Source organism: Arthrobacter sp. PvP103 (genome assembly GCF_017833075.1).
In the GTDB taxonomy this organism is placed as follows: Bacteria; Actinomycetota; Actinomycetes; order Actinomycetales; family Micrococcaceae; genus Arthrobacter.
Map to the genome: position 1 here is coordinate 3680966 of NZ_JAFIBQ010000001.1, position 22840 is coordinate 3703805.

Here is a 22840-nt window from a genome sequence, read left to right on the forward strand (position 1 = left end):
GGCCCGGCGGGGCGGCTCCCAGCTTTGCGGGCTAAAATGGACTCTCGGCCCTGTGGCCTGAAATTTCAGTCGGCCATGGAGGGTCATGTTTTACACACTTGCAGAACGTTTGCGCGGACTCGCCTCGCTTTTCTGGCGCGAGGTGGCCAAGTTCGGCGCCGTTGGCGGTGTCGCCTTCGTTATCGACAACGGCCTGACCTACTACCTGATGCACGGCCCCATGACGGACAGCGAGGCCAAGGCCCGGTTCGTGGGCGCCACGATTGCCACGATTTTCTCCTGGATCGCGAACCGGTTCTGGACCTTCCGCCACCGCCGCCAGGACAACGTGATCCGCGAGTTCTTCATGTTCATCCTGATCAACGGCATCGGAATCGGCATTTCCACCGGGTTCACGGCCCTGGCCAAGTACTCCTTCGGCATCACGGACAAGAACATGCTGTTCCTGGCGGGCGTCGCCGGCATCCTGGTAGCCACCGTGGTGCGCTTCTTCGCGTACCGGTTCCTCGTCTTCAACAAGGAACTCGACGAAGAGCCGGCATTCTCGCACGACCACGAGATCATGGAACTGCACCACCACCAGAACCAGCACCCGGTCCGCGTGCCTGCCAACGAGGCGCCGGACAAGGTGGAGGACACCGACCTTCCCGGCCCGCCCCGCAGCAGCTAGGGCCGTAGCAGCCGGGGGACTACCCTCCCTGGACCCGTTCGTCGTTGAGGAGCTTGTCCGTCACTGTGACGTCAGGGTGGACCAGCACCACGGACCCGTCGCGATGCCAGGCCCCCAGCGACTGCGCGAGGGCTGCTTCCAGTCCGTCGCCGGCCCGGACCAGCAACCGCACTCCCGTGTCGTGGGCGGCAGCGAACCCTTCCAGCAGGTCAGAGTGCGCGTGCAGGGTGCCGGCCGATGACACGATGGCCCGGTTGGAACCTTCAGGTTCTTCGTGCGCCATAAAGACGTCGCCGTGCGAACGCACCTCTGCGGCAAAGTCGACGACGCCGGGCGGCAGCTCCCCGGGCCAGCGCATGGCCAATGCCGGCAGCGGCACCGCGATAACGGAGTCGTACGCGCCGTGCTCCTGCCCCGCGTCCGGTGATTCTGTGGCGAGGAGTTCGGCGTCGGCGGAGTCAAGGACAACTTCCATGCCGAGCTGCCAGGCGGCAAGGGCCAGGATCATGGACTTCCAGTGCGCCGGGAGGTCCAGCCGGAGCCGCATCCCGGGCTCGGCGTCCAGTTCGTCCTGCAGCAGGTTGCTCGTCTTTGCCACCCAGTTGTCCAGGACGCGGCCGGACAGTTCCACCCTCTCGGCGTCCGGTCCGTACCAGGTCAGTCGCGGTGAGGTGGAGTGGCCGGACCGCAGCGCGGTCATCAGGTCGATCGCCGGGATACTCATGCCAACATCTTGCCACGGTGCCCGCCGGGCGGGGAGGTGCCAGGCGGTGCCGCGGGAGCCGGGCACGGCCCGCAGGGTCATGTGATCTGCGCCACGTCAGTTTTGCTAACTTTGCTGGCGTAAATCCCGATTGGGGGCGGATTCCGCGGAATTCCCGGAAAATTCACAGAAAACTAGTCAGTATGCTGTCAAAATTCCCGTGATGACGGCGAGTCAGTCAAAAAATCCCGGGCGTGGCGTGGCAGCGGATTTCACGCGATGTTGATTATTATCCCGTCTGCCGCTTGACTCCCGACTACTTACACACGTGTAATTAGTTATCGAACGCCAAGCGCAAAATGCAGGCCACACAACCGAGTGTCCAAGTATTCAGCCATGGGCAGCAATTCAGGAGGGACGCCACAAATGGGGCAAGTTGAGCGTATCCAGGAAGATGCAGTCGTTGCCGGTCAGGCGTCGGCAAAGTACCGCTCACGCGGCGTGCCAAGCGATTGGTATGTAGATCCGGCTGATCCGGACGCGGCCGAGCGGTATAACCAAAGCACCAGCGATTTACTGCAGGACCAGGCCACGGCCTTCCTTGCAGCGCACGAGGCCCTTCTGGCGGGCAACCCGGACCAGGACAACGATCTCCACGATCCTCCGATGGAGTTGCAGACCCTCCATTCGGAAACGACCGCGCAGCCGGTCTGGATCGGGCTTCCTTTCGAGCAGAACTTCGACGACGAAGGCGAACTCGGATGGCAGACGGACGCCTTGTGCGCCCAGACGGACCCGGAGGCATTCTTCCCTGAAAAGGGAGGCTCCACCCGCGACGCCAAGAAAGTCTGCGGCGCCTGCAACGTACGCTCACAGTGCCTGGAATACGCGCTGTCGAACGACGAACGCTTTGGCATTTGGGGAGGCCTCTCCGAGCGCGAGCGCCGTCGGCTGAGGAAGCGAGCAGTCTAATTCTTCAAGTAGTACATGTCACCGCCGTTGTGGTCGCCCACAACGGCGGTGACTATCTTCCCAGGACCTTGGCGGCATTGTCACAGCAAACCCGTCCGGTGGATGCGTCTATTGGCGTGGACACCGGCTCGCGGGACAATTCCCTGGCTTTGCTTGACCAGGCGTTCGGCGAATCCAACGTGACCACCTTCCAGCAGGGGCGGACCGGGATGGGGGAGGCGGTCAAGGCCGCCCTTGCGGCCCTTGCCCCCCGGAACGCGGACTCCCGTAACGACACCGAGTGGATCTGGCTGCTGCACGACGACGCCGCTCCCGCGCCGGAGGCGCTTGCCGAACTGCTCCACGCCGTGGAGCGTGCGCCGTCGGTGACGGTGGCGGGGTGCAAACAGCTGGACTGGGATGCCAGGCGCCGGCTGATCGACGTCGGGCTTTCCACCAGCCGCTGGGCTGAACGGCTGACCCTCATTGAGGCGGACGAACTCGACCAGGGGCAATACGACGGCCGCAGCGATACCTTCGCGGTCAACTCCGCCGGCATGCTGGTCCGCCGGGACGTCTGGGAGGAACTGGGCGGGTTTGACTCCGCGCTTCCCGGCACCGGTGACGATGTGGACTTTTGCTGGCGCAACCGCTTGGCCGGGCACCGCGTAGTGGTGGTGCCGACCGCCCGGATGTTCCACGTTTCGCACCGGCCGCATGCGCTGGGGAGTGCAAGTGCTGCCCGGAAAGCCCAGGTCTACCTGCGCCTCAAGCACACAGTGTGGTGGAAGGTACCACTGCATGTGGCAGGTGCGCTGCTGGGGAGCATCTTCAAGCTGGTCCTGAGTATTGCCGTCAAGGATCCCGGCCACGGATTCTCCCAACTGATGGCGACGTTCGTTGCGCTGGGCCGGCCGGGGGCTGTGATCCGCGGACGCCGCGACGCAGCCCGGACGCGGCGGATCCGCCGCTCGGTGATCAAGGGACTGCAGACGCCGCGCCGCGAGGTCTGGGCCCACCGGCGTTCCCTTATTGAAGCCCTGGGCTCCGACGATCCGGGCGGGGACTCGGCCCGGACGGATCCGCTGGCCGAACAGCCCAGCGGGGACTCCACGGATGACTTTGCCGCACTGACCACTTCGGAACGCGGCTGGGTTGGCAACGGCGCCCTCCTGGCCGTGATTCTCACAGCGGCGGCTTCCTTGATCGGGCTCTCCGGGTTTTTCCGCGCCGAAGCCGTCTCCGGTGGCGCCCTGATCCCGGTCTCGTCGAAGATATCGGACATCTGGCACCACGCCACCAGTTGGTGGATCGGACTCGGTGCCGGGCTGCCCGGCCACGGCGACCCCTTCGCCCTACTTCTGTGGATCCTTGGTCTAGCCGGCGGTGGCGATGCCAACAGCGCCCTGGCGTGGCTGCTGATCCTTGCCATGCCGCTCTCCGCTCTCGCTGCGTGGTTTGCGGCCGGAGCCCTGACCACGAGGCGGCGGTTCCGCTTCGTGGCCGCAGTTGTGTGGGGCGGGGCGCCCGCCTTGCAGGTTGCACTGAACCAGGGGCGCCTTGGCGCCCTGCTTGCGCACATCATGGTGCCGTTGCTGGCAGTGGCATTGCTGCGCGCCACCGGCACCGCCCGCGGGCAGGGCCGCTTCGCGGTTCCTGAGCCTGGGGATCGGCGCTTCCCGGACAAGCCTCCGGCCAAGCCGGGCGTCAACGGAACGCCTTCCTGGACAGCCGCCGCGGCTGCCGGCCTGGCGCTGGCTGTTGTGGCAGCGTCCGCACCGTCCTTACTGCTTCCGTCCGCCGTCGTGGTTGTCCTGGCCGGGGTCCTGCTGGGCAGGCGCGGCCGCACCGTATGGTGGGCGCTGCTGCCGAGCGCCGCGCTTTTCGTTCCGTTCGGCATTTCCGTGCTTGACCGCCCGCGGGCACTGCTCGCGGACCCCGGCGTCCCGCTCGGTTTTGACGGCGCACCGTTATGGCAGCAGGTTCTGGGACAGCCGCTGTATTTCGATGCCGACGGCGGTCTGGCCGGGCTTCCGGTCTTTGAGGGGTCTGCCGCGCCGTGGGCGCTGCTCCTGGCACTGCTAATCGGCTTTCCCGTCCTGGCACTTGCAACGGCGGCACTGTTTGTCCCGGGCAGGCGCACCCGCGTGGCCCGCGCTTTGTGGGTTGCTTCCCTGATCATCCTTGCGGGCGGCTGGCTCGCGGGCCACGTGGCCAGCGGTGCCAGCGCTGACACCCTCGTCACCCCCTTCACCGGGCCGGTTGTGTCCGCATCCGGCTTCCTGCTGCTGGGCGCCGCCCTGATCGGGGCCGACGGCCTGCTCTGCTTCTCTGAGAAGGCAGCCGAAGCCCCGGCCGCCCGCCGGATCGTCCTCCAGGCCCTGTCCGTCCTTGCCATGGTGCTGCTCCTCGCCGGGCCCGTGGCCGGATTGACCGCCTGGGCAGCCGGGAACCTGTTGCAGTCCGCATCCGGGGCAGCCCTGGCAGCGGAGGGCATGACCCCTCCGGGCCCGACCGCCCTCGGAACACCGCGGCAGATTGCTCCCACGGCCGCGCGCACCCTCCCGGCCACGGCCATCGACCGCGGCCAGGGGCCCGAGCAGACCCGGACGCTGGTCATCGACACGGCGGATGACGGCAGCTTCGACGCCTCGATCGTGAGGGGTGCGGGGACCACCCTCGACGGACTGTCCACCATTGCGGCCGCCCGCAACATCATGGGTGAACCCGGCAAGGAAACGGTCAGGGATGACGACGCCGTCACGGCAGCGCTTCGCAGCGTCGTCGCCACCGTGGTCGCAGGCCAGGGTGTGGACCCGCGGCCGGAGCTGGAACGCCTTGGCGCAGGATTTGTTGTCCTGCGGGCCTCGGATTCTGCTGCGCAGCTGACCGCGAGCCGCATGGATGCCGTGCCAGGACTGGTGGCGGTGGGGCAGACCAACGTCGGCTGGCTCTGGCGGATCAGCCCGCTCAACCAGCCGGTCATCGACGCCGCTGACGTTGCGCACCGGGTGCGCATCGTGGACGGTGCCGGCGCTGCCATCGGGCTCCTGCCCTCGGGCCTGGAAAATGTTGATGCCGCTGTCCCGGAAGGGCCCGAAGGCAGGCTCGTGGTTCTCGCCGAACGTTCCGATCCGGGATGGACCGCGTGGATGGATGGCCGGCGGCTGACGTCCACAACGTCCGGTTGGTCCCAGGCGTTCACCCTCCCCGCCCAGGGCGGCCAGCTCACCATCCGTTATGACAACCCGTGGGCAGTGTGGTCCGCTGTCGTGCAGGCAACGGTGATCGGACTCACTGTCCTGCTGGCCATCCCTGTGCCCGCCCGCCGGCCGAACACCGGCCTCTCCCGGGATGAAGGCTCCCTGCGTAAGGAACATCAGCATGCATAAGGACGGGAACGACGCCGTGCCGCAGCCTCATGAGGACGTAAACTCCGCGGCGGATGTTACGGGTGTACAGGATGCGGCGGACGGCTCCGGCGCAGCGGGCGCGACGGCGAACGCAGCTCCCGCGGCCGGCAGCTTGAAAAGCCTCAATGCCCGCGGACTTTCCGTCCGCGGCACGGTTGCCGGGATGGCCTCAGCCGTGATCATCGTGGCCGCCGCCGGCAGCTTGGTGGCGGCAGCGTCGATGGGCCCCCAAAGCGCAGGCAGCCGCCCGCTTGAAGCGCCGTTGGCTGCAGTCCCCGCGGGCAGCAATGTGGGGATCTGCCCCGGTCCGGCCCGCTTGCTGGAGGGCACCGCCGTCGGCACCGACCCTCAGTTCAGCCCGGAATCGGCCACGGCCAAGAGCCTGGTCAATGCCGCCGTGCTGAGCACCAATTCCGGTGCGCTACCCGGCAGCCGGCTTGCGGAGCTCAACGGCAATCCCCTCACCGAAATTGCCAAGGACCCCGGCAGCCCCACCGCTTCGGCTGCCCCGCCTGCGCTGCTCGCAGGCGTCGTTTCGCAGCGCATAGTGGATTCCGTGAGTGTCCTGAGCGCGGACGCCGTGGGTAACCAGCAGGCCACCGCAGGCGCGGTCATGAGCTACACCGCCACGGACGGCGACCTCCAGGGCTCGGCGGCGGCAGGCTGCCAGCAGCCGGCTAACGACCTGTGGCTGGTGGGGGCGAACACGTCGCTGGGACGGACAGCGGTCCTCAACCTCAGCAATGCTTCCAGCACTCCGGCAACCGTCAGCCTGGAGCTGTACGGCGCGCAGGGCCAGATTCAGGCGCCCGGCAGCAGGGGACTCCTGGTTGCGCCGGGAACCACCCGGTCCATCGTGCTGGCCGGACTTGCTCCGGACCAGGAGAAGCTCAGCATCCATGCGCGCAGTGCCGGCGGGCCGGTGACCGCCGTCATTCAGCAGAGCGTCCTTCGGGGGCTCACGCCCGGCGGTGTGGACTTCATCGTGCCCGGCGCGGCACCCGCGACCCGTCAGGTGATGTCCGGACTGGATATCCAGGATCCCGCATCGGCCAAGGCGCTCACGGCCAAGCAGGGGTTTGCCGATGCCTCGGCGGCCCTCCAGATCGCTGTTCCCGGTCCGGCCGATGCCGTGGTGGAGATCAAGCTGTACGGACGTGACGGCCAAAAGGCGCTGCCAGGCGGCGGAGTCGTGACAGCCAAGGGCGGGTCCGTAACCGAGGTTTCGCTGGCCGGAGTACCGGCCGGCCAGTACACGGTCGCAGCCAGTTCGGATGTGTCGTTCGCCGCGGCTGCCCGGCTTGCCCGCGGCCTCAAATCGGACAGTGCCACGGACTTCGCATGGTCGGCAGCGTCCGCCAGGCTCGGCAGCCAGCACGTGGTCACCGTACCGCGCGGGGGAGAACGCTACCTGGTCTTCGGCGCACCCGGGGACCGGGCCAAGATCACCTACACGCCTGTTACGGCTGACGGCAAGGTCCGCGCGGCCGCCACCGCGGACATTGCGGGCGGCACGACGACGGTTATCAAGGTGCCGGGGGAAGTGGACGGTGCTGAGGTGCTGGGGTACGTGGTGTCAGCCTCTGGCGATGCCGCCTACGGCACGGTGCTGCTGGAACAGAACGGACGCGCGGACGTCGCCACGGTGGCGGTTGCCCCGGGTGCTGCGGGCCAGGAACAGGTCGCCGTAAAACTGGGCTACTAGCGCGCGGCTAGTAGCGGCGGCGGTATACGGGGTCCAGTGTCTCGGGTGCCACCCCGAGCATTTCGGCGGTGCGCTCAACCACCACGTCATGCACCAGGTCCTGGAGTTCTTCGCGGCTGGAGCAGGCGTTCTCGATGACCCGGCGGTAGAGGGTGATCACGGGACCTTCACCGGCGGTGGCGGGCTCGTACAGGCCCATGGGCGCAGGGGACCGGTCAGCAACCAGTTGTTCCAGGCCCTGCGGAATCTCGTCGACAGCAAATCTGACACCGTCCAAGGGCTTTCCCCAGATGTCATGCAGACGCTGGGCGGAGTCCATGACCATCTCGTCGAAGCGGTCGGAACGGGTGCGGTAGCCGGGCAGCGTGGGCAGCATCAATTCACCGCGCAGGCCGCGGCCATGGCGGTTCCTGCGGCGCTCCCTGAAGCTCTTCCCGCGGACCGCTACTGAGGGCGCGGCGTCGTCCGCCGGCTGGCCGGCTCCCGGGTCAGCCAACCGGACCGTGAAACCCGGAACGTGGTGCGATTGCTGCATATATTGACTCTAAACCCGCCGCCTGAAATACGCGACATGACCGGCAACGCCACACTGGGCATCCGTGCGCTTCGCGACACTGCTGGACACTGCGGGCCGGAATGCGCGGCGCCGCGGCGTACGGGGAGTAGTCTGTGATGTCGTGGGTGCTATTCGTCAATGTTCAAGATCAGCCTGCCGCAACTCGGCGGTGGCAACTTTGACGTACGTCTATGCGGATTCCACGGCTGTCCTGGGTCCGCTGGCTACGTACGCGGAGCCCCATTGTTACGATTTGTGCGAACAGCACGCGGGGTCGCTGACAGTGCCGCGGGGCTGGGAAGTGCTGCGCCTGGCCATGCCCGCCACGCCGCCCCAGCCGGGGCCCGATGACCTTTTGGCCCTCGCCAACGCCGTCCGCGAGGCGGCACTGCGGCCGTCGTCCGGGGATTCCGCGCCGGGCCAGCGCTCGGCGCACGCCGCGCTTGAGGCCCCGCCGCCCGCCGAAGGCGCCCGCAGGGGACACCTGAGAATCCTCCGCGAGCCGTCCTAAGCCGCGGCGCCGCCACGAAGCTTGTACGCTGGAAGCTGCAAATCCATCGGCCACCGGCGCCTGCTGCGGCGCCCATCAGGGAGCATCCACCATGCCAAAGATCAGTCCTGACCTGTTGTCTGTCCTGCGTTGCCCCGTTACCGGCTCGACGCTGGTGCAGGAGGGCGAGGAACTCGTCTCCACCGCCGCCGGGCAGTCCGGGGAAAAGCTGCGCTACGCCATCGAGGACGGCATCCCGCTGCTGTTGCCGCCGGAACTGGTCTCCGCCGCGAACGCTGCGCCTTCGGACCAGCACGACGGCGGCTCCGGTGCTGCAGAGACCGGCAACGCAGCGTCGGGCGCCTCCGGCGCCGAATAACTGCCCGCCCGGCCCATCGCGCGACCATCTGGCGCCGAACTTCCCATAGATCGCCGAACGGCATCCACTTCCGCCGTTCCAGAATTTCCCGGATACAACACAAGGACTCACATGACTTTCGATTACAAGGTTGCTGATATCTCCCTGGCTGAGGCCGGCCGCCACCAGATCCGCCTCGCGGAGCACGAGATGCCCGGGCTGATGTCCCTGCGCGAAGAGTTCGGCGCCAGCCAGCCCCTCAAGGGTGCCCGGATTGCCGGTTCACTCCACATGACGGTCCAGACCGCCGTGCTGATCGAAACCCTCACAGCTTTGGGCGCCGAGGTCCGCTGGGCTTCCTGCAACATCTTCTCCACCCAGGACGAGGCCGCTGCCGCCGTCGTAGTGGGCAACGGCACGGTTGAGGACCCGCAGGGCGTCCCCGTCTTCGCCTGGAAGGGCGAGACCCTCGAAGAATACTGGTGGACGGCCGAGCAGATCCTTACCTGGCCCGGGGCGGACAGCAACCCGGACCTTGGCCCCAACATGATCCTCGACGACGGCGGCGACGCCACCATGCTGGTGCACAAGGGCGTCGAGTTCGAAGCCCTCGGTTCCGTCCCGGCGGCAGCAGAGGACGAGTCCGATGAGGGGCGCGTCTTCCTTGACGTCCTGCGTGCGTCGCTGGCAGCAGATCCACAGAAGTGGACCCGCATCGGCTCCCGCCTGCTGGGCGTGACCGAGGAAACCACCACCGGCGTACACCGTCTCTACCGGCTGGCGGAGCAGGGCAAGCTGCTCTTCCCGGCCATCAACGTCAACGACTCGGTGACCAAGAGCAAGTTCGACAACAAGTACGGCATCCGCCACTCACTGCCCGACGGCATCAACCGGGCCACGGACGTCCTGATGGGTGGCAAGATTGCCGTCGTCTGCGGCTATGGCGACGTCGGCAAGGGCGCAGCAGAGGCCTTCCGCGGGCAGGGCTCCCGTGTGATTGTCACGGAGATCGATCCGATCTGTGCGCTGCAGGCAGCCATGGACGGCTACCAGGTGGCCAAACTGGAGAGCGTCCTCAGCGAAGGACACATCTTCATCACCACCACCGGGAACAAGGACGTCATCATGGCCGAGCACATGGCCGGTATGCGTGACAAGGCGATCGTCGGCAACATCGGCCACTTCGACAACGAGATCGACATGGCCGGCCTGGCGCGGATTCCGGGCATCAAGAAGGTTGAAATCAAGCCGCAGGTGCACGAGTGGGTCCTCGACGCCGGCACCGCGGATGAACGGTCCATCATCGTCCTCTCCGAAGGCCGCCTGCTGAACCTGGGCAACGCCACCGGCCACCCGTCCTTCGTGATGAGCAACTCGTTCGCGAACCAGACCATCGCGCAGATTGAGCTCTTCACCAAGCGTGACCAGCCCGAGGGCGAGCGGGAATACGAAAACCAGGTTTACGTGCTCCCGAAGATCCTCGACGAGAAGGTCGCCCGGCTGCACCTGGATGCCCTGGGCGTCGAGCTGACGGAACTGTCCAAGGAACAGGCCGAGTACCTGGAACTGGACGTTGCAGGCCCGTACAAGCCGGACCACTACCGTTACTAGGACTGAGGCTGCCACCCCGGCAGAAAGCTGAACCCGATGGGCCCCGGAACGAGATCCGGGGCCCATCTTCGTGACCCTTGCGTTGCCGGGTTCCCCGTGAACTCCAAGGTGGGTGGCCTAGGCTGGAGCCATGATGACTGCAATGGTCCCCGGGCCATGACGGCACGGGAACACCGGACCGCCACCAGGAAGATGCTCCTGGTGGGAGCGCTCTGCCTGCTGGCGGCGGGCGGGGGAGTATTCGCCGCCGTCGCGCCCGGTTCCGGCCGCGCCGCCTTTGAATCCGAGGCCGGCTCCGCTGAACGGTCGGCGCCGGGACTGGCTGCACCGGTGGTGGTGCCGGTGCAGCTTGCGGCTTCCCCGGCAGACGGCGCACAGCAGGTGAATCCGGCAGCGCCGGTCTCGCTCCGCGTCACTAACGGAACCATTGAACGCGTGGCCCTGACGGACGGCAACGGGGAAGCCGTCGAGGGGAGCCTCAGCCCGGATGGAACCGGCTGGTCAGCCGCCGGCCCCCTGCAGTTCAACAGCAGCTACACCTACAACTTCGTGGTGACCGACGCTGCAGGCCGCAAGACCAACGACACACGCACATTCACCACGGTGACAACGGCCAACGAAGCGGATGCCGCTATCTACCCGCTGGACGGCATGACGGTTGGCGTAGCGCAGCCGCTGCAGATCACGTTCAGCGAACCCGTGCTGAACAAGGATGCAGTGGAGAAAGCCATCAAGGTCTCGTCCACGTCCGGCCAGGCGGGCGCATTCCACTGGTTCAGCGACAGCATGGTGCGGTACCGGGCCGAGAACTTCTGGGCTGCCAACAGCACGGTGACCATGGACATGCAGCTGTTCGGCGTCGATTTCGGCAACGGGCAGATCGGCAACTTCGACAAGAAAGTCACGGTCCGCGTCGGCGACAAGAAGGTCGCCGTAGCCGACGCGACGGCGCACACCTTTTCGGTGAGCGTCAATGACAAACCGGCAGGCACATGGCCCGCCACCATGGGTGACACCCGGTTCCCGTCGGCCCGGGGCTTTCTTGTGTTCATGGAGAAGTACCGCGTGGAGCACATGTCTGCCTCCAGCATCGGGCTGAAGCCTGACGACCCGGCATACTACGGCGAGCTGGACGTTAACTACGCCACGCGCCTCACGCCCAGCGGAGAGTTCATCCACCAGGCCACGGACTCCGCGATGCCCTACGTCGGTGTGGCCAACCTGTCGCACGGTTGCATCGGGCTCGGCCCGGACGGAGCCAAATGGGTCTTCGACAACATGACCACCGGGGATGTCGTCCAGGTGGTCAACACCGAGGGCGAGAATGCCAACTTTGACGACGGATTCGGCGACTGGAACATCCCCTGGGCCCAGTACGCCAATTGACCCGTCCGCCGTGCGGTAAAATCGTCTGGTCAGTGCTGGGAGCTTAAGGCCGCCCCACTGAATGAGACCGAGACGGTATTGGGGCTGATCAATGGCCTGTCGGGGGACATGGAGAAGGTCATGACTGTAGTCCACAAGCGGAAAACCATGAAAATTTTGGGCGTCGTGGCCATCTGCGCCGCGGTTGCAGCCGGCGGCATCGGCGTTGCCACGGCCCCCAGCTGGGCGGAGCCCGCGTTCCAGTCGGAGTCTTCCAGCCCGGTCCGGAACGAACCGGGGCTCGCTGCTCCCGTCGTCAAGGCGGTCGAGCTCGGCGTAACCCCCACGGACGGCGCCACGGGAGTCAATCCCGCCGTCGCGCCGTCCGTCAAAGCCGTCAACGGCACTGTCAAGGACGTTGTCCTGGCAACTGCCGACGGCGGCGAACCCGTCAAGGGCACCCTTAGCGCCGACGGTTCCACCTGGACCGCCCTGGACCCCCTGGAGTTCGACGCGGCCTACGACTACGCCTTTACGATCGTGGACCAGGCGGGCCGCGAAACGAAGAAGACGCAGACCTTCACCACGGTGGCCACGGCCAACGAGGCCGACGCGGCCGTCTACCCGCAGAACGGTTCCACCGTGGGTTCGGGCCAGCCGATTGAAATCGTCTTCTCCGAGCCGGTCCTGAACAAGGAGGCCATGGAGAAGGCCGTCACCGTCTCCTCGTCCTCGGGCCAGGCCGTCGCCTGGCGGTGGTACTCGGACCAGCGCGTACGCATCCGTCCCGAGGCGTTCTGGGCATCCGGAAGCCAGGTCACCGTTGACCTTAAGCTGTTCGGCGTGGACTTCGGGAACAAGATGGTAGGCAACGTCGACACCAAGGTCAGCTTCAAGGTTGGGCCGCAGCGCGTAGCCATCGTGGATGATGTCACAAAGACCATGAACGTCTACTTTGACGGCCAGTTGGTCAGGACCGCCCCCGTGACGCTCGGCGATGCCGAGTGGCTCTCACCCACCGGGTACGCCGTGATCATGGAGCAGGAACGTCACTCCAAGTTCAACGCCGGAAGCATCGGCCTGAAGCCCGGCGACAAGGGCTACTACCCGCCGCTGACCGTGGAATACGCCAACCGGCTCACCTCATCCGGCGTCTACGTCCACCAGGCACTCGAATCGGCGTGGAGTTACGTCGGAAAGGCAAACGTCTCGCACGGTTGCGTCGGACTGCTGCCGGCGGACGCGGCCTGGTTCTTCAACAACATGAAGACCGGCGACGTCGTCCAGACCCTCAACACGGGCGCTCCTCCCGTGGAACCGCTGGAGGGTTACGGCGACTGGAACATTCCCTGGGCGCAGTACGCCAAGCGCTAGGAACTGCGGGCTACGGTGTGTCACGGCTGTAGGGCAGCCGGTTCAACCGTTCCCCTACACCCGTGCTTCGCGCCCGTGCCCGGCTCAGCCTGGCCAGTTCCCGCTCGCGACGTTCCACCAGCACTGCGGCCAGGTACTCTTCCGGTCCCGTGCCGGCCGGAGGCGGCGGAGCGACACAGGCTGAGACCTCCGTGGCGAGCGATGCGGCCATGGAAGCGCGCGACGCCGGCGACATCCGGCCTGCCTGGCGGATGAACTGCGACGAGCGGCGGACCACGGCGTCCGGTATCCGGCCGATGTCAGCCAGCGCCGCCCAGGCCCGGAGGTGCGGCGGTACAAACGGGACGAACGATGGTTCCGCCGGGACCCGGCGCCGCAGGGCGTAGGTTCCGGCCACGATGTCGCCGAGCCGTTTGGACTTGTCATTGAACAGTGCCACGGCGATGGCCAGGCCGCCGAACGTCAGATAGATCTCCAGGAAACCGATCAGCCCTCGGATCACAGCATGACGGAAGCGGATGGCGCCGCCGTCGTCCCGTACTATCCGAAGCCCCGCCGCCAGCTTCCCCAGCGAGAGGCCGCGGGTGAGGGTTTCCACCGCCACCGGGAGGATCACCAAGCAGAAGACCACACTGACCAGAACCAGGGCGCGGGCCGCCGCACCGTCCAGGTCGTTGTAGGCCGACGAAATCACCGTGATCATCACAATGAGGAGGACAACATTGGCAGCGACGTCCAGAATTAGGCCCAGTGCCCGCGCAGCGAACGACGCCGGACGGAGCTCCAGCACTACTGCTTCACCTGTGATGATTGAGCTCAAGCCGGATCCCCGTCCCCTACACGCCGCCTACGGACGCTCACAGTCTAATCCGGGAGCGCTAGGGTAGTGCCGTGGACATGGATGCGTTCTCCGCGGTCAACGGGGACAAGTGGGCGCGGCTGCACGTGCTGGCGTACAAGCGGCGGCTTAGCGGAAGCGAAGCGGATGAACTGCTGCGCCTCTACCAGACCACGTCCGCGCACCTTTCCCTGATTCGCTCCGTGGCACCCGAAAGCGGGTTGTCCGCCTCCCTGTCGGCCACACTGGCCCAAGCCCGCACACGCTTCACCGGTGCCCGCTCCAACTTCATGGACGACCTGGCCCGGTTCTTCGTCATAGCTTTGCCAGCCGCGTTTTACCGGCTGCGTTGGCTCACCGTCTGGTGCGGTGTGGCTTTCTGCCTGGTGGCGGGCGCGTACGCACTGTGGATCTCAACGTCCCCCGATGCGCTCCGGGCCCTCGGCTCGGATGCCGCCATCAAGCAGTATGTCGAACAGGACTTCATCGACTACTACTCAGAGAATCCTGCCGCGTCCTTCGCCGGCGCCGTCTGGACCAATAATGCCTGGATCTCGGCACAGGCGGTGGCCCTGGGCATCACCGGGTTCTGGGTTCCCATGATCCTTTTTGGCAACGCCCAGGGGCTCGGGGTCGCCGCGGGCGTCTTTGCCGCCGTCGGCCAGTCGGACGTCTTCTTCAGCTACATCCTTCCCCACGGGCTGATGGAACTCACCGCAGTGTTCATTGCCTCCGCCGGGGGCCTGAGGATCTTCTGGGCGCTGGTTTCACCGGGGCCTCGGACGAGGGGCCAGGCGGTGGCGGCGGAGGGACGCTCCCTGATTACCGTTGCCCTGGGCCTTGTTTTGGTGCTGTTTGTCTCCGGCCTCGTGGAAGGTTTCGTCACACCCAGCAGTCTTCCCGTGTGGGCCAAGATCAGCATCGGCGCGTGCGTCCTCGCTGCCTACTGGACCTATGTCCTGGTGTGGGGCCGGCGTGCATACCGTTCGGGTGCCACCGGCGACCTGGAAGGCGCCGATGCCGGATACACGGCGTCGGCTGCCTGAATACGTTCCGGAACGGGGTGGCACCTGCCGCCACGGAGTGCCTGACGGTAGGCTCATCTGGAGATAAGTAGCGTTGCCTGGCGGTTCCCGGCGACGCGGACGCCTACGGAAGTGAAACTGCAGTGACTGAGAAGACGCCCACCCCGCCGAACCGGCAGGATCCGCACCTGGATCCGGCCGATGACACCGATGAACCCGCTTTTGACTGGATGAAGCCCGCCGGTGCCGGGGCAGGCACTGCGGCTGCGGCCAAGGGATCAATCCCGGCGGAAAAGACCTCCCCCGACGCGGGTAAGGACCAGCCGGCAGCGTCCGCCGGCACCGCTGCGCCGCAGGCAGGGAGCCGCGCCGACCGCAAGGCCGCTGAGGCCGCCGTCGAGCCTGCCCCCGAACCGCAGGGGAGGGGGACGCATTTCCGGGAACCGCTGCCCACCTCCGCCCTCCAGGTGCGGCCGCCCCAGGACGAAGTGGAGCGCCGGAACGCCGAGCGTGAGCTTGCGGCCAACACCAAGCCCGTCCTGCCCCGGGTGATGCAGGTCCTGCTGGCCGTCTTCTATCCGCTGATCCTCCTGGTCCTCGCCGTCCGGGCCGTCACCAGCCCGTTGTTCCTCTGGGTGGAGTACAACCGTCCGGGCTTCCCCGGCGACGGCTACGGCTTCAGCACGGATGACCGCATGACCTACGGGTCCTACGCAGTGGACTACCTCAGCAACTGGTCCGGTCCGCGGTATCTTGGCGAACTCGTCAACCGTAGCGGCGATGCGCTGTTCCAGGACGGCGAGGTCAGCCACATGGCGGACGTCAAACTCGTGATCCTGTCGGCTTTCGCCGGCGGTGCGCTGCTGATCCTGCTGAGCATCGTCGCTATTGTCTACCTTCGCCGCCGAAGCACCGGGGGAGTGCGCCGCGGGCTTTTTGCCGGCTCCATCGTCACGCTCGTGGTCATCCTTGGCCTGGGCACGTTGGCGGCGCTCGGCTGGCAGCAGTTCTTCACCGAGTTCCACCGGATTTTCTTCGCCAACGGGACCTGGACGTTCGCACTGGAAGACACCCTCATCCGGCTGTTCCCGGGCCAGTTCTGGGTCGACGCCGGGATTGTCATCGGGGCCCTGGTGCTGATCGCTTCCGTAGTCACCCTGATCCTCACCTGGCCCACCAGGAAGCGCCGAGGAATTGCCAAGGACGTCGTTGCCAAGGATGCAGACTCCAGCAATGCAGACGCCGCCGAGGCGCCGTCAAAGGACAGCGACACCGGCACCGCGGTTCGTCCGGACGCCGCGCCGGGACGCGCGCGGGGAAACTCCGCCGCCCTGTAAGGGCGGACCCTGGACCTTAGAGTGAAGGCGACCGGCACAAGTGCCGGTCGCCTTCACTGTTTGTACTTGCTTCACTGTTTGTACTAGGCGTACAGGCCGTTGATGTGCGCCTCAAAGTCACGCACGACGGCGGCCCGCTTCAGCTTCAGTGACGGCGTCAGATGACCGGACTCAACGGTGAAATCGGCATCCAGCAGGACGAAGCTGCGGATCGACTCCGCTTTCGAGACCAGCAGGTTGGCCTGGTCGATTGCACCCTGGACGGCCTCCCTGACCCGGGCGTCGGAGGTGGCCTCCGCCAGGCCCATGACCGCGATCCGCTGGGCGGAGCACCAGTTCTCCAGGCCTTCCGGATCCAGGTTGACCAGCGCGGAGACGAACGGCCGGCCGTCGCCCACCACTACTGCCTGGGCCACCAGCGGGTGCTCCCGGATCTTTTCCTCGAGCGGCCCGGGTGCCACGTTCTTGCCCCCGGCAGTGACAAGGAGGTCCTTCTTGCGCCCGGTGATGGTGAGGAAACCGTCTTCATCCAGCGAACCGAGGTCTCCGGTGCGGAAGAACCCGTCCACGAACGCTTCCGCATTGGCTGCCTCGTTGGCGTGGTAGCCCTTGAAAACGCCGATGCCCTTGACCAGGATCTCGCCGTCGTCGGCCACCCGGATGGTGGTGCCCGGCACGGGAATGCCCACAGTGCCCACCTTGGTCCGTGATGGGGTGTTGGCCGTGCAGGGGGCCGTGGTTTCGGTGAGTCCGTAGCCTTCCAGCACCGGGATGCCGGCGCCACGGAAGAAGTGCGCGTCATGGGAGCTCAGCGGGCTGGCGCCGGATACCGTGTACTTCACCTGCCCGCCGAAGGCCTGTCGGAGTTTGGGGTACAGCACCCGGTCAAAGAGGGCGTGCCTGGCGCGGAGCATGAAGCCGGGGCCGTTGCCGTTTCCGCGGGCCGCGGCGTCAAGTGCCTTGGAGTAGTCGATGGCCACCGCGGACGCAGCGGTGAACAGTCGTTCCTTGCCTGCCAGGGCGGCCTTGTGGCTGGCCCCCGCGTAGACCTTCTCAAAGATCCTGGGTACCACCAGCAGGAACGTGGGTTTGAACGTCGCCAGGTCCTCCAGCAGCTGGGCGGCGCTGGCGGTGTGGCCCAGGGTGGCCCCGGCGCTGAGGCACACCACCTGGACGGCGCGGGCCAGAACGTGCGCGAGGGGGAGGAACATCAGCGTCCTGGCGCCCTCCTGCCGCAGGATCTCGGGGAGGAACTCCACGATGTTGGTGGCCACCAGGGCGAAGTTGCCGTGCGTTATCTCGCAGCCCTTGGGCTTGCCCGTGGTTCCGGACGTGTACACCAGCGAGGCGACGTCGGCGAGGCCCGCCGTGCTGCGGTGCCTCTCCAGCTCCCCGTCGGTGACGCCGGCACCAGCGGCGGCGAGGCTGGCCAGGTTGGGTGCGCCGCCGTCGTCGTCCATCCTCACGACAGTCACCACGGCGTCGCCGAGCAGTTCGGAGCGGGCCAGGACACCGGCCACGAGCTCAGCTTTGGCCTGGTCCTCAACGAACACCCTGCGGGCGCCGGAGTCATGCAGGATCCACTCGACCTGGCTTGCCGAGGAGGTTTCATACACTGGAACGGTCACGCCGCCGGCGAACCAGATGGCGAAGTCGGCCAGGGTCCATTCGTACCGGGTTCCGGACATCACGGCCACGGTGTCGCCCGGGGCCAGGCCCCCAGCGATCAGCCCCTTCGCCAGTGCCACGACCTTGTCCAGGAACTGTTGGACGGGGATATCAACCCAGCCGTTGGGGCCCTTGCGGGCGTACACGGCATGGGAGGGGTCTTTGGCGTGCTGCCCGAGCAAAAGGTCAGTCACGTTGCTGTCCTGATCCAGCTCCACGAGCAGTTCAGTGCTTGCTTCTCTCACAGCCAGTCTCCGTTCCGGATCCGTGATTGGTCTCCCGGTACCCGTTCCATCTCCTGCGGTTCTGTGGCCCGCGGCACCCCTGCCATACTGCCCTAGATCCAGGACGGCATCCACATTCGGAACCGCCACTCCTGGTAGGGGATGATTTCCGCGGTCCAGACGGGATAGAAAAACGCGGAGAGCAGCACTGCCCCGGCCACAAACAATGCCACCAGGTAGAGCCCGGATCGCCGGCGCCACAGCGGGTCCTGCGGCCGTCCGAGCACCAGGCCAAGGCAATAGGTCAGGGCAAGTACCAGGAACGGTTCAAATGACACGGCGTAGAACGTGAACATGGTCCGTTCCGGATACATGAACCACGGGAGGTAGCCCACGGCGACCCCCGCCAGGATGGCACCGGCACGCCAGTCGCGGCGGCCCGCCCACCAGAACAGCAGGATCACCAGCGAAACCGTAGCGCTCCACCAGATCAGGGGATTGCCCACCGAAAGGATGGCCGATGTGCAGCTGGCGACGTCGCAGCCGGGGCTTCCCTGCTTGGGGGACTCGTAGAAAAATGACGTGGGGCGCCCCATCACCGGCCAGCTCCAGGCGCTCGCCTCATAGGGGTGGTCTGAGCTGAGTCCCTGGTGGAACTTGTATGCTTCCAGATGGTAGTGGGCCAGGGAACGCAGCGGGCCGGGCACCCATCCCCACTGGGCTGACGGGTTGGTGTCGGCCCAGTGGCGGAAGTAGGCATCCTTCGACTGGAACCAGCCGGCCCAGGTGGAGACGTAGACCAGGGCGGCCACCGGAACGATGCTCAGGAACGCGGGAATCCCGTCCTTGATGATGCCGCCACTGATCCACCCACGGATGCCAGCGATCCGGCGCGCGCTCAGGTCCCAGAAGACGGTCAGCAGTCCGAAGCCGGCCATGAAGAACAGGGCTGACCACTTGGTGCCGACAGCAAGTCCCAGGCAGATTCCGGCTGCGATGCGCCACCAGCGGATCCCCAGCCACGGCCCGGAAACCAGCTGGACCACGGAGGGCCTGCCGTCCGCGGCGCCGGCCTGTCGCCCCAGCCGGGCAGCCAGCCGCCGCCGGCCGTCGTCACGGTCCATCAGCAGCGCGCCGAAAGCGGCGAGGAGCCAGAACATCAGGAAGATGTCCAGCAGGGAGGTCCTGGACATCACCAGGTGGTGGCCGTCCACTGCCAGCAGGAGGCCAGCGACGGCCCCCAGTGTCAGTGAGTGGAAGAGTTTCTGCGCTATCAGCGTGATCAGGAGGACGGACAGCGTCCCCGTCAGCGCTGCACCGAACCGCCAGCCAAACGGGTTGTCCGGGCCGAACAGCCACATTCCCGCGGCGATCATCCACTTGCCAACCGGCGGGTGCACAACATACTCGGGGGAGGACAGAATGACGCCCGGGTTGCCAGCTATGAAGGAGTCGTTGGCCTTGTCCGGCCAGCTGCGCTCATAACCGCTGACCAGGAACGAATACCCGTCCTTGACGTAGTAGGTCTCGTCGAAGACCAGGCTGCGTGGACTCTCGAGGCGGACGAAGCGAAGGATCCCGCCGATCGCCGCCGTGATGGCCGGAATGAGCCAGAACCAGAGCCGCAGCGACGGCGGATAGTCGCGCCAGCTGCGGATGTCCCGGAGCAGCCGCTCCCGCAGGGCACTTTCCGTGAACGCTTCCCGCGGACGGCGGATCCACCGGTGGCCCTCAAGGTTGCGGCCCAAAGCCCTGGACGCCGGCTGCGCCGGTTTGGCCGGGTCGGCCTCGACAGGTGGTACGGAGGTCTGCGTCACGTGCCCATGCTACCTTTTGGCGCTGGAAGAGCCTGCCAGCAGTAGGCTGGTCGTGTGGACCAACAACTCAGTACTTCCCGCGCGAGCGGCTCCGATGATGCCGGCACTTCTTCAGGGGAAGGTTCGGCTTTAGAGGCAGGTTCGACCCCGTCCGAGACCCCGCCCGGGTCGGCAGGCGCCACGGATGAAGCTTGGTCGCCGGCCACGGAAGGTGCGGCCCGCCCCGCGGAAGGGCAGCCGGGCAGGATCGTGCTCGCGGCGACACCCATCGGCAATGTCGGCGATGCGTCACCCCGGCTGGTTGAACTCCTCACCACGGCTGACATCGTTGCCGCCGAGGACACCCGGCGCCTGCACCGGCTGGTGCAGAACCTGGGAGTCGCCGTGGCCGGGCGGATCATCAGCTACCACGAGCACAACGAAGCCGTAAAGACCGCCGAACTCCTGGACCAGGTGCGGGCAGGGAAGACCATCGTGATGGTGACCGACGCCGGAATGCCCGCCGTCTCGGATCCGGGTTTCCGGCTGGTTGAGGGTGCTGTGGCCGCCGGGCTGACGGTCACCGCCGTGCCGGGGCCGTCGGCCGTCCTGACAGCACTCGCCCTCTCCGGCCTTCCCACGGACCGTTTTTGTTTTGAGGGATTCCTTCCCCGCAAGGCCGGAGAGCGCGCCTCCCGGCTGTCCGAGCTGGACGCGGAACGCCGGACGATGGTTTTCTTCGAGGCGCCGCACCGGCTGGAACCGATGCTTCGGGCGCTGCGTGAGCGCTTCGGCGGCGACCGCCCGGCCGCGGTGTGCCGTGAGCTGACCAAGACATACGAAGAAGTTATCCGCGGCCCGCTGACCGACCTCCTTAAATGGGCAGAAACAAACGAAGTGCGCGGCGAAATAGCCGTGGTGGTGGGCGGGGCCCCGGAACGTGAGCCGGGCAGGCCGGAGGACCATGTGGCTGCTGTCAACGGCCTGATCGCGCAAGGCATCAGGCTGAAGGAAGCCGTGGCAGCCGTGGCCGAGGACGCAAAAGTCAGCAAGAGGGAACTCTATTCCGCGGTCCTGGCTGCCCGCTAGGATGCGGACGCAGATCTTGTGCAGCTGCACAGCAACGTCCGGAGTGTGTAGTGCGCACATGCATAGACGCTCCGGAGCGCACGGCAGTACCGTGGCTGTAAAGCAGCCGAGTGCTGAACCCATCCCCAACCCCAATTGCTGACGAGGGAGTCATCGTGACTGTAACTGCACAGCCCACCGTTACTGCGGAGCGCGAGAGCGAGCTGCTGGCCTCCGTTCCGACCGGCCTGCTGATCAACGGCGAATGGCGCCCGGCGGCGTCCGGGAAGACGTTCGACGTCGAGGACCCGGCCACGGGCAAGGTCCTGCTCAGCATCGCTGATGCCGGCCCCGAGGACGGCGCAGCCGCTTTGGACGCGGCCGCCGCCGCCCAGGACTCCTGGGCCAAGGTTCCGGCCCGTGAGCGCGGGGAAATCCTGCGCCGCGCCTTCGAGATGGTCACGGCACGGGCGGAAGACTTCGCGCTGCTGATGACCCTGGAGATGGGCAAGCCCCTGGCCGAGGCCCGCGGCGAGGTTACCTACGGTGCCGAATTCCTGCGCTGGTTCTCCGAGGAAGCCGTCCGCGCGTTCGGCCGCTACTCCGTCTCGCCGGACGGCAAGTCCCGCCTGCTGGTCACCAAGAAGCCCGTGGGCCCTTGCCTGCTGATCACCCCGTGGAACTTCCCGCTGGCCATGGCCACCCGCAAGATCGCCCCGGCCGTAGCTGCCGGCTGCACCATGGTGCTCAAGTCCGCGAACCTGACTCCGCTGACCTCCCAGCTGTTCGCGGCCGTGATGCAGGAAGCGGGCCTGCCTGCCGGTGTCCTGAATGTCATCCCCACCTCCACGGCCGGTGCCACTACGGGACCGCTGATCAAGGACTCCCGGCTGCGGAAGCTCTCCTTCACCGGCTCGACCGAAGTGGGCCGCCGCCTGCTCTCCGACGCCTCCGAAACCGTGCTGCGCACCTCGATGGAACTCGGCGGCAACGCCCCGTTCGTGGTGTTCGAGGACGCCGACGTCGACGCCGCCGTGGCTGGGGCCATGCTGGCGAAGCTGCGGAACATGGGCGAGGCCTGCACGGCCGCGAACCGTTTCATCGTGCACGAGTCCGTCGCAGACGAGTTCGCGGAGAAGTTCGCCGCGAAGATGGCGGACATGACCACGGCCCGCGGGACCGAGCCGGAGTCCAAGGTGGGACCCCTGATCGATGCGAAGAGCCGGGACAAGGTCCACGAGCTCGTCACCGACGCCGTGGCCTCGGGTGCGGTGGCGGTGGCCGGCGGGGGCCCGGTGGACGGCCCGGGCTATTTCTACCAGCCCACCATCCTCAAGGGCGTCACCGAGGGCACGCGGATCCTGTCCGAGGAAATCTTCGGCCCGGTCGCGCCGATCATCACCTTCGACAGCGAGGACGAGGCAGTCCGCCTTGCCAACAACACCGAGTACGGCCTGGTGGCCTACGTCTTCACGCGCGACCTGAACCGCGGCATCCGGATGGGCGAACGTCTTGAGACCGGCATGCTGGGCCTGAACGCCGGCGTCGTGTCCAACGCAGCCGCACCGTTCGGCGGCGTCAAGCAGTCCGGCCTGGGACGCGAAGGCGGCCTCGAAGGCATCGAGGAATACCTCTACACCCAGTACATCGGCATAGCCGACCCGTACGCAGGCTAATCCGTCCGGGGC

At 66.6% G+C, this 22840-nt stretch carries 18 protein-coding genes; 13 read left to right on the top strand and 5 right to left on the bottom strand.

Going from position 1 to position 22840, the window contains the following annotated elements:
• Positions 1-85: 85 nt before the first annotated feature.
• On the top strand, positions 86-670 hold the full coding sequence (locus tag JOE41_RS16985; RefSeq protein WP_209753037.1) for a GtrA family protein: 585 nt from the start codon (positions 86-88) through the stop codon (positions 668-670).
• A 19-nt stretch (positions 671-689) separates the two neighbouring features.
• Here the strand turns inward: JOE41_RS16985 and JOE41_RS16990 are convergent, their stop codons facing one another.
• Positions 690-1394 carry a TIGR03089 family protein gene (locus tag JOE41_RS16990; RefSeq protein WP_043430458.1) on the bottom strand — a complete coding sequence of 235 codons (705 nt, stop codon included), beginning with the start codon at positions 1392-1394 and terminating at the stop codon, positions 690-692.
• A gap of 405 nt (positions 1395-1799) precedes the next feature.
• On the opposite strand from JOE41_RS16990, the gene JOE41_RS21055 reads away from it, so the two are divergent.
• The 3 genes from JOE41_RS21055 to JOE41_RS17005 are packed head-to-tail and all read left to right on the top strand — an operon-like array spanning position 1800 to position 7442.
• On the top strand, positions 1800-2345 hold the full coding sequence (locus tag JOE41_RS21055) for a WhiB family transcriptional regulator (protein WP_011691053.1): 546 nt from the start codon (positions 1800-1802) through the stop codon (positions 2343-2345).
• A gap of 29 nt (positions 2346-2374) precedes the next feature.
• Positions 2375-5716: a glycosyltransferase gene (locus JOE41_RS17000; RefSeq protein WP_209753038.1), complete on the top strand. Its 3342-nt coding sequence runs from the start codon at positions 2375-2377 to the stop codon at positions 5714-5716.
• Positions 5709-7442: a DUF5719 family protein gene (locus tag JOE41_RS17005; protein WP_209753039.1), complete on the top strand. Its 1734-nt coding sequence runs from the start codon at positions 5709-5711 to the stop codon at positions 7440-7442. Before JOE41_RS17000 ends, JOE41_RS17005 begins: the two co-directional genes overlap by 8 nt.
• Before the next feature lie 7 nt (positions 7443-7449).
• On the opposite strand, the gene JOE41_RS17010 is transcribed toward JOE41_RS17005, so the two are convergent.
• Entirely contained in the window at positions 7450-7977 is a 528-nt protein-coding gene (locus tag JOE41_RS17010) for a metallopeptidase family protein (protein WP_011691056.1), read from the bottom strand.
• A gap of 142 nt (positions 7978-8119) precedes the next feature.
• Between JOE41_RS17010 and JOE41_RS17015 the strand changes: the two genes are divergently transcribed.
• From JOE41_RS17015 to JOE41_RS17035, 5 genes are all read left to right on the top strand, one after another.
• Positions 8120-8509 carry a DUF3499 domain-containing protein gene (locus tag JOE41_RS17015; protein WP_011691057.1) on the top strand — a complete coding sequence of 130 codons (390 nt, stop codon included), beginning with the start codon at positions 8120-8122 and terminating at the stop codon, positions 8507-8509.
• A 91-nt stretch (positions 8510-8600) separates the two neighbouring features.
• Entirely contained in the window at positions 8601-8867 is a 267-nt protein-coding gene (locus tag JOE41_RS17020; protein ID WP_209753040.1) for a Trm112 family protein, read from the top strand.
• Positions 8868-8978: 111 nt separating this feature from the next.
• A complete protein-coding gene (gene ahcY, locus JOE41_RS17025) occupies positions 8979-10457 on the top strand; it encodes an adenosylhomocysteinase (protein WP_011691059.1) in 1479 nt (492 codons plus the stop codon).
• Between the two features lie 156 nt (positions 10458-10613).
• Positions 10614-11843, top strand: coding sequence for an Ig-like domain-containing protein (locus JOE41_RS17030; RefSeq protein ID WP_209753041.1), 1230 nt, complete (start codon positions 10614-10616; stop codon positions 11841-11843).
• A 120-nt stretch (positions 11844-11963) separates the two neighbouring features.
• Positions 11964-13196 (top strand): Ig-like domain-containing protein, encoded by a 1233-nt coding sequence (locus tag JOE41_RS17035; RefSeq protein WP_232223597.1) that lies wholly within the window; start codon positions 11964-11966, stop codon positions 13194-13196.
• A gap of 10 nt (positions 13197-13206) precedes the next feature.
• Here JOE41_RS17035 and JOE41_RS17040 read toward each other — a convergent pair whose 3' ends face one another.
• On the bottom strand, positions 13207-14016 hold the full coding sequence (locus JOE41_RS17040; protein WP_209753042.1) for an RDD family protein: 810 nt from the start codon (positions 14014-14016) through the stop codon (positions 13207-13209).
• Between the two features lie 71 nt (positions 14017-14087).
• Here JOE41_RS17040 and JOE41_RS17045 point away from each other — a divergent pair, with 71 nt between their 5' ends.
• Together JOE41_RS17045 and JOE41_RS17050 are read left to right on the top strand one after the other, a co-directional pair.
• Positions 14088-15080: a stage II sporulation protein M gene (locus JOE41_RS17045; protein ID WP_209753043.1), complete on the top strand. Its 993-nt coding sequence runs from the start codon at positions 14088-14090 to the stop codon at positions 15078-15080.
• Between the two features lie 122 nt (positions 15081-15202).
• Positions 15203-16396, top strand: coding sequence for a TIGR01906 family membrane protein (locus JOE41_RS17050; RefSeq protein WP_209753044.1), 1194 nt, complete (start codon positions 15203-15205; stop codon positions 16394-16396).
• Positions 16397-16479: 83 nt separating this feature from the next.
• On the opposite strand, the gene JOE41_RS17055 is transcribed toward JOE41_RS17050, so the two are convergent.
• Together JOE41_RS17055 and JOE41_RS17060 are read right to left on the bottom strand one after the other, a co-directional pair.
• Positions 16480-18309 (bottom strand): long-chain fatty acid--CoA ligase, encoded by a 1830-nt coding sequence (locus tag JOE41_RS17055; RefSeq protein ID WP_209753045.1) that lies wholly within the window; start codon positions 18307-18309, stop codon positions 16480-16482.
• A 92-nt stretch (positions 18310-18401) separates the two neighbouring features.
• Positions 18402-20105 carry a dolichyl-phosphate-mannose--protein mannosyltransferase gene (locus JOE41_RS17060; RefSeq protein ID WP_209753046.1) on the bottom strand — a complete coding sequence of 568 codons (1704 nt, stop codon included), beginning with the start codon at positions 20103-20105 and terminating at the stop codon, positions 18402-18404.
• 246 nt (positions 20106-20351) lie between these two features.
• Here JOE41_RS17060 and rsmI point away from each other — a divergent pair, with 246 nt between their 5' ends.
• Positions 20352-21173 carry a 16S rRNA (cytidine(1402)-2'-O)-methyltransferase gene (gene rsmI, locus JOE41_RS17065; protein WP_052309760.1) on the top strand — a complete coding sequence of 274 codons (822 nt, stop codon included), beginning with the start codon at positions 20352-20354 and terminating at the stop codon, positions 21171-21173.
• A 155-nt stretch (positions 21174-21328) separates the two neighbouring features.
• Positions 21329-22828, top strand: a complete 1500-nt coding sequence (locus tag JOE41_RS17070; RefSeq protein WP_043429536.1) for an NAD-dependent succinate-semialdehyde dehydrogenase — start codon at positions 21329-21331, stop codon at positions 22826-22828.
• Positions 22829-22840: the final 12 nt, after the last annotated feature.

Coding starts and splice junctions, on each gene's coding strand:
- JOE41_RS16985 (WP_209753037.1), top strand. CDS start 86: ATGTTTTACACACTTGCAGAACGTTTGCGCGGACTCGCCTCGCTTTTC.
- JOE41_RS16990 (WP_043430458.1), bottom strand. CDS start 1,394: ATGAGTATCCCGGCGATCGACCTGATGACCGCGCTGCGGTCCGGCCAC.
- JOE41_RS21055 (WP_011691053.1), top strand. CDS start 1,800: ATGGGGCAAGTTGAGCGTATCCAGGAAGATGCAGTCGTTGCCGGTCAG.
- JOE41_RS17005 (WP_209753039.1), top strand. CDS start 5,709: ATGCATAAGGACGGGAACGACGCCGTGCCGCAGCCTCATGAGGACGTA.
- JOE41_RS17010 (WP_011691056.1), bottom strand. CDS start 7,977: ATGCAGCAATCGCACCACGTTCCGGGTTTCACGGTCCGGTTGGCTGAC.
- JOE41_RS17020 (WP_209753040.1), top strand. CDS start 8,601: ATGCCAAAGATCAGTCCTGACCTGTTGTCTGTCCTGCGTTGCCCCGTT.
- ahcY (WP_011691059.1), top strand. CDS start 8,979: ATGACTTTCGATTACAAGGTTGCTGATATCTCCCTGGCTGAGGCCGGC.
- JOE41_RS17030 (WP_209753041.1), top strand. CDS start 10,614: ATGACGGCACGGGAACACCGGACCGCCACCAGGAAGATGCTCCTGGTG.
- JOE41_RS17035 (WP_232223597.1), top strand. CDS start 11,964: ATGACTGTAGTCCACAAGCGGAAAACCATGAAAATTTTGGGCGTCGTG.